Raw genomic sequence first — 15,942 nt, 5'->3', positions numbered from 1 at the left:
TTGGGCGGCCTCTCGGTCGGTTGCCGGATCAGTCACTGGGCAGGGCCCGCTTCATGATCTTCCCCATGTCGTTGCGCGGGAGGGCGTCCAGGTAGCGCACGACCCGGGGGCGCTTGTGCGGGGCGAGACGGGCGGCGACATGGTTCGCCAACTCGTCGGCGTCCGGCGGGGACTGCGCATCGGCGGGGACGATCCAGGCGACGATCCGCTCGCCCAGGTCGGCGTCGGGCTCCCCGGTCACGGCTGCTTCGCGCACGCCCGCGTGTTCCAGCAGCGCGTTCTCGATCTCGCCCGCGCCGATCTTGTAGCCGCCGCTCTTGATCAGGTCGGTGGCCTTGCGGCCGACGATACGTACATAGCCGTCGGGATCGCGCACCGCCATGTCGCCGGTGCGGAACCAGCCGTCGGTGGTGAAGGCGGCGCCGGTGGCGTCAGGCCGGTTCAGATACTCGGTGAACAGGTTCGGCCCGCGCACCTGGATCTCGCCCACGGTTTCGCTGTCGTACGACGTGATGGGCGTCCCGTCCTCCTCCACGAGCCGCAGCTCGACGCCCGGCAGCGGTACGCCGACCGTGCCGGCGCGAGGCTCGCCGTCCGCGCGGACGCTCGTGTTCATCAGGGTCTCCGTCATGCCGTAGCGCTCCACGACCCGTCGGCCGGTCGCGGCCGTGATGCGCTCGTGGTCGTGCACGGGCAGCGCGGCGGAACCGGAGACGAGCAGCCGGGCCCGGCCGAGCGCCGCGGCGAGTTCCGGGTCGTCGGGGAGCGCTTCCGCGATCCGGTGGTACATCGTCGGAACGCCGAACAGCATGGTCGCCCCGTCGTTCAGCTCGCGGGTCACGCCCTCCGTCCCGAACCGCCCGAGGTGCCGTACCGAGCCCCCGCGCCGCAGCGGGCCGAGGATGCCGAGAATCAGACCGTGCACATGAAAGAGCGGAAGCCCGTGCACCAGCACGTCCTCGGAGGTCCACTGCCAGGCGTCGGCGAGCGCGTCCAGGGTGGCGGCGACGGCCCGGCGCGGGATGACGGCGCCCTTGGGCGGGCCGGTGGTGCCCGAGGTGTAGACGATGAGGGCGGGGGTTTCGGGGGAGGGTTCGTATGCGGTTCCGGGGACCCCGCTGGACGTACGCACGTCGATGTCGACGTCGATGCGCTCCAACGAGCCGAAAGCGGAGGGGAGTTGGTCGCAGGGTGCGGAGAGTACGAGGGTGGGCGAGCTGTCCTTCAGGATGTGCCCCAACTCGCTCTCGCCCGACTTCGGGTTGAGCGGCACCGCCGGCACCCCGGCCAGCAGCGCGGCCACGACACCGACGGCCGTCTCCAGCGCCGGTGTCGCCCAGACGGCGACCGGGCCGCCCGCGCCGGAGATCCGGTCGGCGAGGGCTCCGGCAGCGGCGGCGAGCTCGGCGTACGTCAGCGATCGGTCGCCGAAGCGCAGGGCGGGCCGCTCGTCCGGGGTTTCGGTCGGGCCGTCGGTCAGCCCGGGGAAGAGAGAGGACACGCGTCGTACTCCTTAACTCGTCACATCGTCGTACATGTGTGGTGGTACCAGCGGTCAGGCGCCGCGGTCACGCCCAGCCGGGTACCACCAGCACCAGCCACACCACCGCGGGAACCACGGCCAGCATGACTCCTCCGTACACCATCAGCTGCCGGAAGAAACGCTCACGGTCGACATCCGGTGCCGAGGCCAGGACCAGCGCCCCGTTCGTCGAGAACGGACTCACGTCCATCACCGTCGCCGACACCGCGAGCGCCGCCACCATCACGACGCTCCGAGCCGCAACCATCAGATTCGCTTCACCACCGGGGGCCAGGACGGTCGTCCAGGCGATCTGGCCCACGGCCTGGCGACTGTCCTCGGGCCGGCAGGCGGCGAGCAGGACGGCGATCGTGATGGAGGCGAGCCCGGCGTCGAGTCGCCTCTGCCGATGAACTCCGCAGCCGGATACGGGACTTGACCGGCGCACTCGCCGAGACCGAAGCGCGTCTCGCGGACCTGGCCACCGCCCGAAAGGTCATCGCCGAACTCGCGCCGACCGGCGACGGAGGCGAACTCGATCCGCCCGAACAGGCCACCGCCTACCGGGCCATCGTGAACGCCTTCAACCAGCACCCGACCAGGCATTCCGGGTCCGAGAACTGCACGAACTCCTCGGCATACCCACCGACGACCCCTCGATGCCGGGGCTCGGTGAACAACTCGGCTGTACGACGGGCGAGTTGGAGATCCCGTTCCACGCTCACGATCCGCACGCACGCCCTCGCCCCCGAAGCGAGCCACGCCGGCCCGACCCCGCACCCCGTGCCGGTCTCCCCGATACGGGCATCCGCGCCGCAGGTCAGGGCGTGCGGCAGGCGGCCCTGTTCGGGGCGGCAGGAGTACGGGAAGCCGTGCCCGCGGGCAGCGGCGACCGCGCGTCGTACCGGTGGAGGAAGGGCGGCGGGGCGACGGCGGTGCAGGCGTCGGTGCCGGTGAGGGGCATGGCATCGATGGTGCCGTACGCCTGCCTGCCTGCCGCCCGTCGTCGCCCCGCCTCGTCTTACTGCATCCGCACCCGCATCCGGCCGCCGTCCGCGCGGACCACATCCGCCACCACGCAACTCACGTTGTCAGGGCCCCCGTTGGCGTTCGCCGTCTCGATGAGGGCGACCGCGGTCGCGTCCGGGTCGGGGGTGGTGGTGAGGAGGTCCTGGATGGTGTGCTCCGGTACGGCCCTGGTCAGGCCGTCGGAGCAGAGGAGGTAGCGGTCTCCGGGCTCGGCGTCGTGCAGGCGGAGGTCGGGGGAGGAGGACGGGGCGCCTGTCAACGCCTTGAGAAGCAGGGTGCGTTGGGGGTGGGTCGTGGCCTCCTCGGGGGTCAGGCGGCCCTCGTCGATCATCGACTGGACCAGCGTGTGGTCGTGGGTGATCAGAAATAGTGCGCCGTCGCGCAGGAGGTAGGCGCGGCTGTCCCCGATGTGTACGAGGGCGAGGCGCGAGCCGGTCCACACCATCGCGGTGAGGGTGGTGCCGACGTCGTCCGTCCTCTCGTCCCCTGTCTTCTCGTGCGCGGCCTCGGCGATGTCCTGGACCGCCTGGGTGGCGCCCTGGACCGCGTCCTCCAGCAGGTTCAGGACGCTGCCCGCGGTGATCGGTTCGGCGTCCAGGAACTTCAGGGCCTCGACGGCGGCGGCACTGGCCGGGGCGCCTCCGGGGCCGAAGCCGTCGGCTACGGCCAGGACGCGTGAACCGGCGTACGCCGTGTCCTGGTTGGCCGCGCGGACCAGACCGACGTCGGTGCGGGCGGCGTAACGGAGTTCGAGGAGATCGGTGCTTGCCATGGGGTGGGTGTCCTTCCTCGGCGGTGTCGAGAGGTGATCGACGAGGAACGTGGCGAGATCCCGCCGGACCGCGGTCTCCGCCTCGACCCGCGCCCAGAAGGCACGGATCTCCCGGGCGGCGGCCGACGGTTCCAGGGCCCTGACCTGGCGGACATGGGCCAACGGCATCCCCAGCCGGCGCAGCCAGGCCACCAGCCGGGCCTGCTCCAGCTGCTCGACCGCGTAGTAGCGGTATCCGGTGTCGGGGTCGACGCGGGCGGGGCGGAGCAGGTCCAGTTCGTCGTAGAGCCGAAGCGCCTTCGGCGACAGACGGCACGCCCTGGCGAACGCCCCGATGGTCAGCATCTCCGGCTTCGTCATGGAGCACCCCGTTTCCTGATCCCGGATTCCCGCCGGGTTCCTCGTTCCGCCACCGATGCTGCGGCTTCACCGAAGGTGAAGGTCAAGGGCTTGTTAACCTTCACCCGGTATCACCAACAGTGGTGAACCAGTAGTACACGCCTTACCGAGGGAGTCCCCGTGGTCCGCATCGCGATCGTCACCTACGACCCCCGGCCGGAGCCCAGCAAGGACCGCGATTTCCCGCTCCTGGTGAGCGAGTTGGTGGCAACCGGGGCCGACGCGACCGCCGTCCACTGGGACGACCCCGAGGTCGACTGGACCTCCTTCGATCTCGCCGTGGTCCGGTCCACCTGGGACTACACCTGGCGCGCGGAGGAGTTCGCGGGCTGGCTGGAGCGGTGCGGGAAGGTCACGCGGGTCGCGAATCCGGTCGGTGTCCTGCGCTGGAACATGGACAAGCGATACCTCGGTGAGCTGGCCGCGGCCGGTGTCCCCACGGTCCCCACCCGCTATCTGGCCCCCGGTGACGCCCCCGAGCTCCCCGACGACCGCGAGTACGTCGTCAAGCCCACCTCCGGCGCCGGCGCCCGTTACGCAGCCCGCTACACGCCCGAGGACCGGGAGGCGGCCGTACGGCATCTCGCGCGCATGCACGCGGAGGGGTTCACCGCGATGGTGCAGCCGTACATCAGGAGCATCGACGTCACCGGGGAACGTGCCCTGCAGTTCTTCGGCGGGCGTCTTCTGCACGCCAGTCGCAAGGGGGCCGTGCTGTCTCCGGGCACGGCGTACGACGACGAGAAGGTCGCCCATCCCGACCTTGAGGTCTGGTCTCCGACGTCAGCCGAACTCGCCCTTGCCGAAAGGGCGTTGGCCGTCGTGCCCGACAACTCCGGTCTCCTGTACGCCCGTGTGGACCTTGTCCTCGGTGACGACGGTGAACCCCTGGTCATGGAACTGGAGTTGATCGAGCCGAACCTGTTCCTCGGCCTGCATCCGGACTCGGTGCCGGTGGTCGTGCAGGCCATCCTTCGGGCCGCCGTCGGTCGCTAGGGACTGCCGCTCGCGTCGTGCCCGCCGTGGCTGCCGGGCCTGTCAGGCCCGTCAGTCCTTGACCGCCACCCGCTGCAGCAACCCCCACGTGAACTCCGCCACGCATTCCTGCCGTACCCCCGTCCCGTCCGGTGCTGTGAACGCCAGGCCCCAGCGGGTCGGGGCCGTGCCCTCCAGGGGGCGTGCGGGGGCGAAGGCGTGGGCGACCTCGTCGACCGTGCAGGACCAGGGGCGCAGGTCGTCCGGCGTGCGGAGGTCGGGCGCGGGGGCGCCGGGAGCCCGTACCAGCCACTCGTTCCAGGCCACGCCGTTCGGGGCCACGAGCACCTCGAAGCGCAGGTCGGGCCAGAGGGGGACCGGCCACAGCCAGGCCTCGCACTCCAGGTCGCCGATCCTGAGGGGTGTCACCGACTCGGGGGTACCGAGGACGGAGCGGTACCGGGAGGCGGCGGCGCGGGCGCGCGGGGAGCGGAGCATCGCCTGCCAGCGCTTGTTGGCCTCGCGCATGTCGGCGATCGACACACCCAGCTCGTGCCGGGCGTCCTCCACCAGGTCCGGGTTGTGGTCGGCCATGCGGCGCAGCAGCACCAGCTGGAAGTCGATAACCGTGAACAGCATGCGGACCATCGTCGCGTACCCGCCGGGAGGCGCGCACAGTCACGGACGGCAACGAAGCCATCGCGCGCCCATTGCCCGCCCGAGTCCTTGTGGCTAGCCTGTCCTCTGTTCGTCATGCCGATCGTCTGTTGAAATCTCGAACGCCGTCGAAAAGCGTCGAGACCACCGACACCTTGAACACAAGAGAGGGGGCCGTCATGGGACGCCTCGTACCTGCCGTGACCCGGGCTCTCGACATTCTTGAGCTCTTCCTGGACGGAGACGGCACACTCTCCGCCCCGGACATAGTGCGCCGACTCCAGCTGCCGCGCACCACCGTGCACGAACTGGTGACGACGCTCGCCGCCCGTTCGTACATCGTGCAGGTTCCCGGCCAGCCGGGACGCTACCGCCTGGGCGTACGCCCGTACCAGCTCGGCAGCCGTTACGCCGAGCAGCTGGACCTGGCCGCGGAGGGCCTGCAGGTGGCCCGTTCCGTCGCCGAGACGTGCGGCGAGACGGTGCACGTGGCGATCCTCGAAGGCACGGACGTCATCTACATCGCGAAGATGGACTCCACCCACGCGGTACGGATGGTGTCGGCGGCCGGTCGCCGCCTGCCCGCCCACTGCACCTCCGTGGGCAAGATGCTGCTGGCCTCGCTGCCCGACCACGAGCTCTCCGCACGGGTCCCCGACAACGTCCCGCTGGCCGCGATGACGCCGAACAGCATCACCGACCCGGCTGCCCTGCGCGAGGCCCTCGCGGAGATCCGCCGCAGGGGTGTCGCCGTGGAGAACCGCGAGTCGAACCCGGACGTCAGTTGTGTGGCGGCCCCGGTGCACGACCGCACGGGCCGGGTGGTCGCCGCGCTGTCGATCTCCGTTCCGATGATCCGCTGGAGCGACGACCACCGTTCGGAGCTGGAGCAGCTCGCCGCCAAGGGCGCCGCCGAACTCTCCGAGCGCCTCGGTTACCGGAGTGTGGCATGACGACGTACGAGCCCGCCCTCGAAGTGGCGGTCCGGGCACAGGCGACCCTCGGTGAGGGTCCGACCTGGGACGCGGCGAAGTCCCGACTGATCTGGATCGACATCCTCGGCTCCCGGGTCAACACCTACGACCCGTCGACCGGCCGTCGCACGGTCATGGCGACCGAACAGCACGTGGGTGCCGCCAAGCCGCGCACGGGCGGCGGCCTGGTCCTGAACCTGCGTGACGGAGTCGCTCTGGTTGACGCCGAGGGCGCCGACCCGGCCACCGGCTTCCGCTGGCTGCATCACGACCCCACCCCCGGCCGCCGGGCGAACGACGCGGCGGTGGCCCCCGACGGCTCCCTGTGGGCCGGCACGATGCGCTACGACGAGGCACCCGGCGGCGGCACCCTGTCCCGGCTGACGGGCGACGGCGCGGTCACGACCGTCCTGGACGACGTGGCGGTGAGCAACGGCACGGGCTGGAGCCCGGACGGCAGCCTGATGTACTACATCGACTCCCCGACCCGCCGCATCGACGTCTTCGATGTGTCGTCCGACGGTCAAAGTGTCACCAACCGCCGCCAGTTGGCGCTGATCGAGGAGGGCGCGGGCTTCCCCGACGGCCTGACGGTCGACGCGGACGGATGCGTATGGGTCGCCCTGTGGGACGGCGGAGCGGTTCGCCGCTACACCCCCGACGGCACCCTGGACCGCACGGTCGTCCTCCCCACGGTCCGCCCCACGGCCTGCGCCTTCGGCGGCCCGGACCTCACGGACCTGTACATCACCACGGCCCGCGTCGGTCTGTCCGCCCCCCACCCGATGTCGGGCTCGCTCCTGGTCGTACCGGGAGCGGGCAAGGGGATCGCCCAGCCGGCGTTCACGGGCTGACAGCACGGCGAACGTACGGCGACGTACGACAACTGCGTCAACGGCCGGGCAGGCAACGGGAGTTCCGTTCCGTTGCCTGCCCGGCCGCGTTCACCTCAGGGCTCTCGTCACCGGCACTCCGCCACTCTCACTCCGCCGCCTTCCACTCCTCCGGCCGCAGGGGCGGTCCGCTCAGTGGCGGTTTCAGGGGGCCGATCGCCGCCGCCAGCAGGACACTTGGCGCCAACAGCACCTCCGCGCCGCGTTCCAGGGACGTCACGTCCGTCACCCGGCGCGCGACACGGCCGTTGCCCGTCGCCGTACGCATGAGACGGCCCACGTAGGCCGCCAGCATGCGGTCCCGGAGCGTGGGGCCCTGCTCCGTGGCGCCGGGGTAGAAGATGTCCTGGCTCGTCGCCAGGTCCCAGGCCGCCGCGACCGGTCGGGCCACCGCCTTCTGGACACGGCGGGACAGACCGGGCGTGTTCCAGCCCTGACGGCGGATCACATCCCGCAGCGCCACGGCACTCTGGGCCGCCACCGACATCCCGTGGCCGTAGATCGGGTTGTACGCGGCCAGCGCGTCGCCGAGCACCGTGAAGTTCTCCGGCCAGGCGGGCATCCGCTCGTAGTAGTGCCGGCGGTTCGACGTCGTACGGGTGACGGAGATGTCCGTCAGCGCCTCCGCTCCCGCGAGCAGGTCCGCGATCACCGGGTGACGCAGCTCCTCGCGGGCGAAACGTGTGAACTCCGCGCCGTCCGTTGGGGGTTCGCTGCCCCGGGTGCCGGAGAGGGAGACCAGCCAGCAGCCGTCCTCGATCGGCAGGAGGACACCCGCCCGGCCCGGTCCGCCCGCCCTCGGGTCGGCCTGCACGTTGACCACCGGGAAGCCGTGCCGGGCCGGTTCGGGCGCCCGGTACATCCGGCTGGCGTACGCGAGCCCGGAGTCGACGACGCGGCGGGGCGGTTCGGGCAGCCCCAGCTCGCGCAGCCAGTGCGGGGTGCGCGAGGCGCGGCCGGTGGCGTCCACGACCAGGTCCGCGTGGAGGGTGCGCCGGCTGCCGTCGGCGCCGCGCAACCGCACCCCGGTGACGGCCTCGTCCGTGCCCTCCAGGCCCAACACCTCGGCGTGCTCGACCAGTTTGATCCGGTCGTCGTCCAGGACCTGGGCCCGGACCGTCGCGTCCAGCAGGTCCCTGCCGCACAGGAACACGTGGTGCGACTCGTCCCACCGCCGGAACCAGCCCTGCGGCGCCAGCGCGACCATGTCCGTCGTGACCGCCAGCCGGTGCGCACCGGCGTCGAGCAGCGACTCGCCCACGCCCGGAACCAGTTCCTCCACGGCCCGGGCCCCGCCGGACCACAGCATGTGCACGTGTCGGGCCTGCGGCAGGTTTCTGCGCGGCTCGGGTCCGTCCGGCAGGACGTCACGCTCCACGACGGTCACGCGGTCGGCGAACTCGACCAGGGCGCGGGCCGCGAGCAGCCCGGCGAGCGACCCGCCGAGGACCACGGCTGATCTGACGGGAGACGACTGATCACTCATATACGTGCAGGCTCTCTACTGTGGCGGTCGCAAGGGCGCGCACCGCCTCGATCTCATCGGGGTGGCTCAGGACCTCGGACACGGCTTCGATGCCCCGGAGCAGGTCCGTGAGCAAGTCCGCGTCGTGGCCGGTGACTTGGGGAGCAGGGGTCCGGGAAGGGGCACGGGAAGGGGTACGGGACCGGGCACGCGCCTCGATCGCGTCCCGGATCGTCACCGCCGCCGCCAGCGCCCCCGCCCGGCCCGTGCCGTGTCCCAGCTCCACGGCGGCCTCGTAGGCCCGCCGCCGCAGCTCCTCGTCGAAGTGGCGGGAGAGTTGCAGCAGGGTGTCGCGGATGAACGTCTCGCGGCGGGTCAGCCGCAGCTCCGGGGTGGCCCGCAGCGAGAAGGGGACGCCCCTGCCGGTGGCGGTGCGCAGCAGGTCGTACAGCGGGGCGAGCCGGAGGTGGGCGCGGCGGATCCGCCAGCGGTCGCGCAGATACTGGCCGGCGTGCGGCAGCACGAACCCCGTCGCGATCAGGACGGCGGCGACACCGGCGGCGAGGGGGGCCAGTTCCGTGGAGAGCGGATCCAGGTCGCCGCCCGTCCAGCGGGCGACGACCGCCGTGCCCTTCGCCGCGTCGAACACCAGGTTGGCGGCGTAGCCGACGGCCAGCGCCCGCAGACCCCGGCGCAGCCACACGTCGAGTGCGACGGTGTGGATCCAGTCCCGGATCAGCCGGTACGTCAGGACACAGGAGGTGGTGTGCGCGAGCAGGTAGAGCACGATCAGCTCGCGCATGAAGGGCGTACGGGCGTAGTACGTGTCCAGGTCCCGCCGCCGCTCCACGGGTACGTCCGCGAGCACGAACAACGCCCACAGCGCGACGACCACCCCCGTGTGCCCGGCGGCGACCCAGCGCATCGCGCGCCGCGCCCTGGCCGAACCCGGCGAGTGGCCGGTGAGACCGCCGCGCCACGCGATCATCAGCAGCAGACTCGCCCCGCAGAACGCGACGAGGAAGCTGTACACCAGGGGCGCGGCGATGTTGGGCACGCCGGTGACCCGGTTGGTCCAGCCGACGGCCGGCGGCGCCGCGAGGACGAAGATGCCGCAGGCGAGCAGCAGCAGCCCGCCGACCGCGCGCCGCAGCGGGTCCCGCCACAGCCTGACGATGCTGGGCAGCTTGAACACCAGGGCGGCGGCCAGGAACGCGATCGGTGTCCCGAACACGAGGACGGAGTACGGCTCACCGGGGAAGCCGGAGGGGTTCATCGCCGTGTGTTTCCGCTTCCCCGGCCGCGATACCCGAGCGAGGCCTGGACGCCACTGCTGCCCGCGCTCGCCGTACGGCCCTCCACCCACGGCCGGAAGACGGTGGCGAGCCGGTGGCCGAACTCCTCGGCGTCGGCCTCGTCGGCCGCCCGGGAGCCGTTGCGGGCGGCCACGGCCAGCGCGCCGTCCTGCCAGGACTGCTCGTCGGCCAGTGCGCGGGCGGCGGTCGCACCGGCGCTGTGATGATGGCAGTGCCCCGCGTGCAGATGCCACAACTCGTGGCCCAGGATGACGAGTTGCTGGACCGCCTCGGCCCGCTCCTCGACGATGACGAGGTCGAAGTCGTGGAACTCCACCCACAGGCCGGTGACTTCGATCTCGTCGGGGAAGCGCTCGAAACGCAGCTCGACGCGCCGCCCGCGCCGTGCGCTCATCTCCTCGCACAGTGCCCGGCACAACTCCCGGCCGCCCGAGGGGCTGTTGGAGTGCTCCCGCAGTGCCGCGTCGAGCGCGCCGGTCAGTTCACGCATCGCGGCCCGGGTCCGGAAGCGGTGCGCGGCCCGGGCGGGCAGCAGCGCCGCCAGGACGCTTCGCGTGATCCCCCGCCGCGTCACCGTTCCGCCTCCTCGCCGCCGCTCAGCAGCCCTTCGAGCATCACCGCGAGGGCCTCCTGCTTGCGGGGGGTCAGCTGTCGGCCGCGCAGGGCCAGCGTGACGACCCCGTGCCGGGTCGCGAACCGGACCAGCGGGCCCTCCTCGGCGTCGCCGAGATCCTCCAGCAGCCGACGGAGTTCACGGTTCAGGACGACGGGCGCGGGGTCGGTGAAGAAGCCGGTGCCCTGCTCCACATCGAAGTACGCGGCGAGGGCCGTGAGATCGGGAACGTTCGGCATCTTCTTGCCGAGAAGCAGCTGACGGGCCCACTCGGGGCTGATCGACAGCGCGTCCGCGATCTCCTTGCAGACCTCGCCGCGCTTTCTGCCGCCGGCCGCGAGGCGCGTCTCGTGGAGGATGCGCACCCGGCGCCGGATGCGGCTCTCGATGTCTTCGGCCGGAAGCCGCGCGCCGTCGGTCAGCAGCGCCTGGATCTCGTCCTCGGTGAGAGCGGTACGGGCCGACAGGCCCCGTACGTCCAGCACTTCGGCGCGATCGAGACGGGCCTCGGCGATGCGTTCCTCAAGGCGGGCGAGGGTGTTCGAGAGGGTCTCCGAAGGGTTCTCACTCACGGGCCGACCCTACGCGTCCGGACCCCTCCGCACCAGGAAAATCCAACGATCGTTGGAGGCTGCGGAACGATCGTTGGGTCCGCACGCCATTGACGTGCGGACACTCCAAAATTACGGTTTTGTTCGAAGTTGCGAGCGGACGCCGATATACCGAACACCGACGAACGCCGATGAACAGAACACCGCACGCCGTACGCCGGAGAGGAACCCATGTCCCGCACCGCCCGCTTCACCCTCGACCCCGCCTTCAAGGTCGGCGAGGTCGACCCCCGACTCTTCGGCTCCTTCGTCGAACACCTCGGCCGCTGCGTCTACACCGGCATCCACGAACCGGGCCACCCCGCCGCCGACGAGGCGGGCCTGCGCACCGACGTCCTGGACCTGGTCCGGGAGTTGGGCGTCACCACGATCCGCTACCCCGGCGGCAACTTCGTCTCCGGCTACAAGTGGGAGGACTCGGTCGGCCCGGTCGACGAGCGCCCCCGCCGCCTCGATCTCGCCTGGCGCTCGACGGAGTCCAACCGCTTCGGCCTCTCCGAGTTCATCGCCTTCCTGAAGAAGATCGGCCCCCAGGCCGAGCCCATGATGGCCCTCAACCTCGGCACCCGCGGCGTCGCCGAGGCCATCGAACTCCAGGAGTACGCCAACCACCCCGCCGGCACGGCTCTGGCGGAGCGGCGGATCGCCCACGGCGACAAGGACCCCTTCGGCATCAGCCTCTGGTGTCTGGGCAACGAGATGGACGGCCCCTGGCAGACCGGCCACAAGACGGCGACGGAGTACGGCCGTGTCGCCGCCGAGACGGCCCGCGCGATGCGCCAGATCGACCCGGGCGTCGAACTCGTCGCCTGCGGCTCCTCCAGCCAGTCGATGCCGACGTTCGCCGAGTGGGAGGCGACGGTCCTGACGGAGACGTACGACCTCGTCGACTACATCTCCCTGCACGCCTACTACCAGCCCGAGGACGGCGACGTCGACTCCTTCCTGGCCTCCGCCGTCGACATGGAGTCCTTCATCGAGAACGTGGTCGCCACCGCAGACCACGTGGGCGCCAAGCTCAAGTCCAAGAAGAAGATCAACCTCTCCTTCGACGAATGGAACGTCTGGTACATCTCGGAGTGGCACGAGATCGAGAACTCCGGCGCGCGGGACTGGGCGGAGGCTCCACGCCTCCTGGAGGACGTCTACTCCGTCACCGACGCCGTCGTCTTCGGCTCGCTCCTGATCGCCCTGCTCCGGCACGCGGACCGCGTCACCGTCGCCTGTCTCGCCCAGCTCGTCAACGTCATCGCCCCGATCATGACCGAGCCGGGCGGCCCGGCCTGGCGCCAGACGACGTTCTTCCCGTTCGCGCAGGCCAGCAGGTACGGGCGCGGCGAGGTGCTCGACGTACGGGTGGACTCGCCGACCTACGAGACGAAGAAGTACGGCGAGACGGACCTCCTGCACGCCACCGCCGTACGCGCCGACGACGGCACCGTCACCGTCTTCGCCGTCAACCGCGACCGCACCCGGTCGCTTCCTCTCGAAGTCGCCCTGAACGGCTTGGAGTTGACGTCGGTCGTCGAGCACAGCGTGATCGCCGACGCCGACCCGGACGCCCGCAACACCCTGGCCGACCCGGAGCGCGTCACCCCGCACCCGGCCACCGGCACCACCGTCCAGGACGGCAGACTGACCGCGGTCCTGGAGCCGTTGTCGTGGAACGTGATCCGGCTCGCCTAGGTCCGCGGACCACCGGCCGGGGGACGGCCGGGGGAGGGAACGACCGTCACCGGAACTCCCCCGGTCGAGCTGCCCGTCAACGTCAGCCGTACGTCCCCCGGCCCCGACACCGTCGTACCGTCCGAAAGCACCGCCAGGGCAAGGGTGTTGGCGCCCCGGGTGCGCAGGATGCCGTTCGGCAGGGCGAAGGTGTGCTGGGGGCCGACGTCGTTGACGTACTGGCCCATGTTCCAGCCGTTCAGGAAGATCTGGACGCGGTAGGCGCGCGCCGGATCGTCCGTCAGCTCCAGCCCGATCGACGCGTCGACCCCCGGATCGACGGCGAGCCGGAACCCGGTCCGGTACCAGGTCACCCCGAGCCGCCGCCCCTCGGTACGCGGGAGGTCGACGACAGGCCAGTCGCCGTCCCCGTACCCCGGCAGATGCCACCCCTCCCGTTCCCCGTACAGCCCACCGGTGTTGAGCGGTCCGCGCACCGGATCGGCAGCCGTCCCGCCCTGCAACCGCCACCGGACGACAGGCTTCGCGCCGCCGAAGGTCACGGCCGTCAGTCCGCGCGCGACCTTGTGCGTGTCCAGCGCCTTGCCGTCCATGTCGTGCTGCATCCGCCGCACCAGCACGGACAGCACACGCCGACCGCGCGTACGCGCCTTCGCCGGCACGTCGAAGGTCGCCGTGGCCGTCCAACTCCCCTTCCGTGCGGTCTTCTTGTCCGGCACCGGCATCCGGTGCGACCCCAGCGGCTCGCCGTCGAGCCACGCCATCAGCAGTCCCTGGGTCCCCGTGCTGTAGGCCAGGGACACGGACTCCGCCCCCGAGGCGTCGGTGAATGAACCCCGGTACCAGACGTCCCCGTAGTGGAAGCCGTAGTCGTCGGCGAACAGCACCGGCTGCCCGTCGGGCACGGCGGTCGTACTGAACGTCGAAGTCCGGTCGGCGACCGTCCACTTGGAGTCGTCGAACCCGGGATCGGACTCGGGGTTCTCCGTAAGCCGGCGCCAGCCGCTCAGCGCGGGCAGCGCGACCTCGGGAACCCCTGCCAACGGCTGCTCGGCCCGCAGACTCCCGGAGCCGGTGGCCGACACCTTCAACGTCTCCTGGTTCCAGACCACTTCACGTGTCCCGCGCGGCGCCCACACCTCCAGCTCGGTGACGTCGACGGTGTCCCCGGTCAACCGCACCACACCGTCCCGCAGTTCGACGGTCCGCAGCAGCGACGGCCCGTACACCAGCACCGACCCCGACGGAGTCTCACGTGGCCACAGCCGCACGGAGGTCTCGTCGTCGGCCAGGAGGAGCAGGAGGGGAGCCGAGACCCCGCCCCCTTCCACCAACACCCGTGTCAGCCCGCCGAGTCGGGCGGTCACCCGCACCACCCCGTCCGCGTACGAGAACTCCGCGGCCCCTGTCCGCACGGTCACCGTCGGCTCGCTCGCGCACTCCACCGCCGTCACCGAAGTCTCGCCCGAGGGTCCCGTCAGTACGGCGACGTCCTGGCGACCTGCCGTCAGCCACAGCATCGGCTGGGCGCTGGAGTACGCCAGCTTCCGGCGCCCCAGGGTGATTCCGGCGGCCAGGAGACGGGCGTCCGAGGCGGGGACGGTGACCGGCAGCGAGACCCCGGCGACCGGGAGCGTCGAGGCGACCGGCTCCGCGGAGTCGTTGCGCAGGACGTACACATGGGCGTGGGTGTCCGGGTTGGAGAGGTGGTAGACCTTGATCCCGGCGTCCTCCGCCGCGATGTCCTCGGCCCGGTCCAGCTTGGCCAACTCCGGTACGCATCGCACCAGATGCCCGAACTGGTGCATGGGGACGACCTTCGGGCCGGCCCGGCGCCCCTCGTCGAGGGCGGCGCCGTAGTCGTACGACGTGTACACCTGCGGGGCGGGCAGCCAGCCCCAACTGGTGCCTCCGAAAGTCATGTAGACGTTGTGGACGGTGATCCCGTTGGCGAGGTTGGTGAGGTAGAAGCGCCGCTCGTAGGCCGCGTCCCGGGTCCGCGCCGACCCCGCGTACCCCGCGCCGTCGAACTCGGCCCCGCCCCACGGATCGAACCAGCCGCCCCCGAACTCGGGGATGAAACCGGGGGTGCCGGGACTCGCCGTGGCCCCGCCCTTCTCGCCGCCGATCCCGAAGTGTCCCCAGTCCGGCGGGATCTGGTCGGGGTCCGGATAGCCGTCGAAGCCGTACAGCCAACGCCCCCGCTCGCCACCGGTGTCGAAGGTGCCGGGGGCCCAGTAGCCGTTCCTGCCCAGGTCGTTGTGGAAGAGGGGGACGTCGATGCCGTCGGCGCGGACCTTGGCGTAGAGATGGGACATGTAGTCGATGCCGGCGGGCTCGGTGACGTACGAGCCGTACTCGTTCTCGATCTGGTAGAGCAGGACCGTGCCGTCGCCCCGGGTGTGGAGATGACGGGCCACGATCCTGTCGACCGCGGTCAGCCACTCGTCGACATGCCCGAGATAGGTCGGGTCGGAGGTGCGGGCGCGGCCCTTCGTCGCGGTCAGCCAGCCGGGGAAGCCGCCGGCGTCGACCTCGGCGTTGATGTACGGGCCCGGGCGCAGGATGACGTACAGGCCGGTCTCGGCGGCCCGGCGGAGGAACAGGTCGAGGTCGCGGACGCCCGTGAAGTCGTACCGGCCGGGGGCAGGAGAGTGGTAGTTCCAGGCCACGTAGACGCTGACGGCGTTGTAGCCGTGCGCGCGCATCTTCTGGAGGACGTCCAGCCACAGGGAAGGGCTGGGCAGCCGGAAGGGGTGCATCTCGCCCGACCACAGGACGAGCCGCCGGCCGTCGACAAGGAGCGAGTAGCGGTCGAAGCCGACCGTGTGCGGGCGGCCGTCCGCCGTGGGCGGGGCGGGGGGCGGGCCGGTGGGCGTGGACCCGGCCGGGGCGTCGGAGACCCTGCGGGCACTCGCGTCGAGGGAGAGACCGAGGGCGGCGGTGCCGACGGCCGCGGTGAAGGTTCGTCTGCTCAGCACCAAAGGGATCTCCTCGTACACGTGTCCGGTCATTGTCCACACATCCCGA

General features: G+C 71.2%; 14 protein-coding genes and 1 pseudogene. 4 read left to right on the top strand and 11 right to left on the bottom strand.

The features are described 5' to 3' along the window. Positions 1–28: 28 nt before the first annotated feature. The 5 genes and pseudogenes from OHN74_RS12445 to OHN74_RS12425 all read right to left on the bottom strand — a co-directional run bounded on the left by OHN74_RS12445 (position 29) and on the right by OHN74_RS12425 (position 3,683). The gene (locus OHN74_RS12445) at positions 29–1,501 is read right to left on the bottom strand and encodes an acyl-CoA synthetase (RefSeq protein WP_327694633.1); all 1,473 of its coding nucleotides are present in this window, start codon (positions 1,499–1,501) and stop codon (positions 29–31) included. A 67-nt stretch (positions 1,502–1,568) separates the two neighbouring features. Further along, positions 1,569–1,919 (bottom strand): annotated as a pseudogene (locus OHN74_RS12440) (SLC13 family permease); the annotation flags it as partial. A gap of 163 nt (positions 1,920–2,082) precedes the next feature. Further along, positions 2,083–2,247: a hypothetical protein gene (locus tag OHN74_RS12435; RefSeq protein WP_327694632.1), complete on the bottom strand. Its 165-nt coding sequence runs from the start codon at positions 2,245–2,247 to the stop codon at positions 2,083–2,085. 95 nt (positions 2,248–2,342) lie between these two features. Then, positions 2,343–2,486 carry a hypothetical protein gene (locus tag OHN74_RS12430; RefSeq protein WP_327694631.1) on the bottom strand — a complete coding sequence of 48 codons (144 nt, stop codon included), beginning with the start codon at positions 2,484–2,486 and terminating at the stop codon, positions 2,343–2,345. 57 nt (positions 2,487–2,543) lie between these two features. After that, a complete protein-coding gene (locus OHN74_RS12425) occupies positions 2,544–3,683 on the bottom strand; it encodes a protein phosphatase 2C domain-containing protein (RefSeq protein ID WP_327694630.1) in 1,140 nt (379 codons plus the stop codon). A 159-nt stretch (positions 3,684–3,842) separates the two neighbouring features. Between OHN74_RS12425 and OHN74_RS12420 the strand changes: the two genes are divergently transcribed. After that, a complete protein-coding gene (locus OHN74_RS12420; protein ID WP_327694629.1) occupies positions 3,843–4,718 on the top strand; it encodes an ATP-grasp domain-containing protein in 876 nt (291 codons plus the stop codon). Between the two features lie 51 nt (positions 4,719–4,769). Here the strand turns inward: OHN74_RS12420 and OHN74_RS12415 are convergent, their stop codons facing one another. Next, entirely contained in the window at positions 4,770–5,345 is a 576-nt protein-coding gene (locus OHN74_RS12415) for a hypothetical protein (protein ID WP_327694628.1), read from the bottom strand. A gap of 188 nt (positions 5,346–5,533) precedes the next feature. Between OHN74_RS12415 and OHN74_RS12410 the strand changes: the two genes are divergently transcribed. Next, positions 5,534–6,307 (top strand): IclR family transcriptional regulator, encoded by a 774-nt coding sequence (locus OHN74_RS12410; RefSeq protein WP_327694627.1) that lies wholly within the window; start codon positions 5,534–5,536, stop codon positions 6,305–6,307. Beyond that, entirely contained in the window at positions 6,304–7,182 is an 879-nt protein-coding gene (locus OHN74_RS12405; protein ID WP_327694626.1) for an SMP-30/gluconolactonase/LRE family protein, read from the top strand. The genes OHN74_RS12410 and OHN74_RS12405 overlap by 4 nt, the downstream gene beginning before the upstream one ends. Before the next feature lie 127 nt (positions 7,183–7,309). Here OHN74_RS12405 and OHN74_RS12400 read toward each other — a convergent pair whose 3' ends face one another. From OHN74_RS12400 to OHN74_RS12385, 4 genes are all read right to left on the bottom strand, one after another. After that, positions 7,310–8,707, bottom strand: a complete 1,398-nt coding sequence (locus OHN74_RS12400; protein WP_327694625.1) for an FAD-dependent oxidoreductase — start codon at positions 8,705–8,707, stop codon at positions 7,310–7,312. Beyond that, positions 8,700–9,962 carry an MAB_1171c family putative transporter gene (locus tag OHN74_RS12395; protein ID WP_327694624.1) on the bottom strand — a complete coding sequence of 421 codons (1,263 nt, stop codon included), beginning with the start codon at positions 9,960–9,962 and terminating at the stop codon, positions 8,700–8,702. Before OHN74_RS12395 ends, OHN74_RS12400 begins: the two co-directional genes overlap by 8 nt. Then, positions 9,959–10,492 (bottom strand): toxin-antitoxin system, toxin component family protein, encoded by a 534-nt coding sequence (locus tag OHN74_RS12390; protein WP_443060546.1) that lies wholly within the window; start codon positions 10,490–10,492, stop codon positions 9,959–9,961. The genes OHN74_RS12395 and OHN74_RS12390 overlap by 4 nt, the downstream gene beginning before the upstream one ends. Before the next feature lie 80 nt (positions 10,493–10,572). After that, the gene (locus OHN74_RS12385; protein ID WP_327694623.1) at positions 10,573–11,187 is read right to left on the bottom strand and encodes a transcriptional regulator; all 615 of its coding nucleotides are present in this window, start codon (positions 11,185–11,187) and stop codon (positions 10,573–10,575) included. A gap of 210 nt (positions 11,188–11,397) precedes the next feature. Between OHN74_RS12385 and arfA the strand changes: the two genes are divergently transcribed. Further along, the gene (arfA, locus tag OHN74_RS12380) at positions 11,398–12,912 is read left to right on the top strand and encodes an arabinosylfuranosidase ArfA (protein ID WP_327694622.1); all 1,515 of its coding nucleotides are present in this window, start codon (positions 11,398–11,400) and stop codon (positions 12,910–12,912) included. Here the strand turns inward: arfA and OHN74_RS12375 are convergent. After that, entirely contained in the window at positions 12,909–15,896 is a 2,988-nt protein-coding gene (locus OHN74_RS12375; RefSeq protein WP_327700088.1) for a beta-galactosidase, read from the bottom strand. The two genes, arfA and OHN74_RS12375, sit on opposite strands and share 4 nt — an antisense overlap. Positions 15,897–15,942 lie beyond the last annotated feature (46 nt).

The organism is Streptomyces sp. NBC_00459, from assembly GCF_036013955.1.
In the GTDB taxonomy this organism is placed as follows: Bacteria; Actinomycetota; Actinomycetes; order Streptomycetales; family Streptomycetaceae; genus Streptomyces.
The sequence above is the reverse complement of the archived record's forward strand: the minus strand, read 5'-3'. Positions and strand labels throughout refer to the sequence as shown.

What these genes read in the sequence shown, in the direction of transcription:
- OHN74_RS12410 (WP_327694627.1), top strand. Translation starts at nt 5,534, where the DNA reads ATGGGACGCCTCGTACCTGCCGTGACCCGGGCTCTCGACATTCTTGAG.
- arfA (WP_327694622.1), top strand. Translation starts at nt 11,398, where the DNA reads ATGTCCCGCACCGCCCGCTTCACCCTCGACCCCGCCTTCAAGGTCGGC.
- OHN74_RS12395 (WP_327694624.1), bottom strand. Translation starts at nt 9,962, where the DNA reads ATGAACCCCTCCGGCTTCCCCGGTGAGCCGTACTCCGTCCTCGTGTTC.
- OHN74_RS12430 (WP_327694631.1), bottom strand. Translation starts at nt 2,486, where the DNA reads ATGCCCCTCACCGGCACCGACGCCTGCACCGCCGTCGCCCCGCCGCCC.
- OHN74_RS12425 (WP_327694630.1), bottom strand. Translation starts at nt 3,683, where the DNA reads ATGACGAAGCCGGAGATGCTGACCATCGGGGCGTTCGCCAGGGCGTGC.
- OHN74_RS12405 (WP_327694626.1), top strand. Translation starts at nt 6,304, where the DNA reads ATGACGACGTACGAGCCCGCCCTCGAAGTGGCGGTCCGGGCACAGGCG.
- OHN74_RS12390 (WP_443060546.1), bottom strand. Translation starts at nt 10,492, where the DNA reads ATGCGTGAACTGACCGGCGCGCTCGACGCGGCACTGCGGGAGCACTCC.
- OHN74_RS12415 (WP_327694628.1), bottom strand. Translation starts at nt 5,345, where the DNA reads ATGGTCCGCATGCTGTTCACGGTTATCGACTTCCAGCTGGTGCTGCTG.
- OHN74_RS12400 (WP_327694625.1), bottom strand. Translation starts at nt 8,707, where the DNA reads ATGAGTGATCAGTCGTCTCCCGTCAGATCAGCCGTGGTCCTCGGCGGG.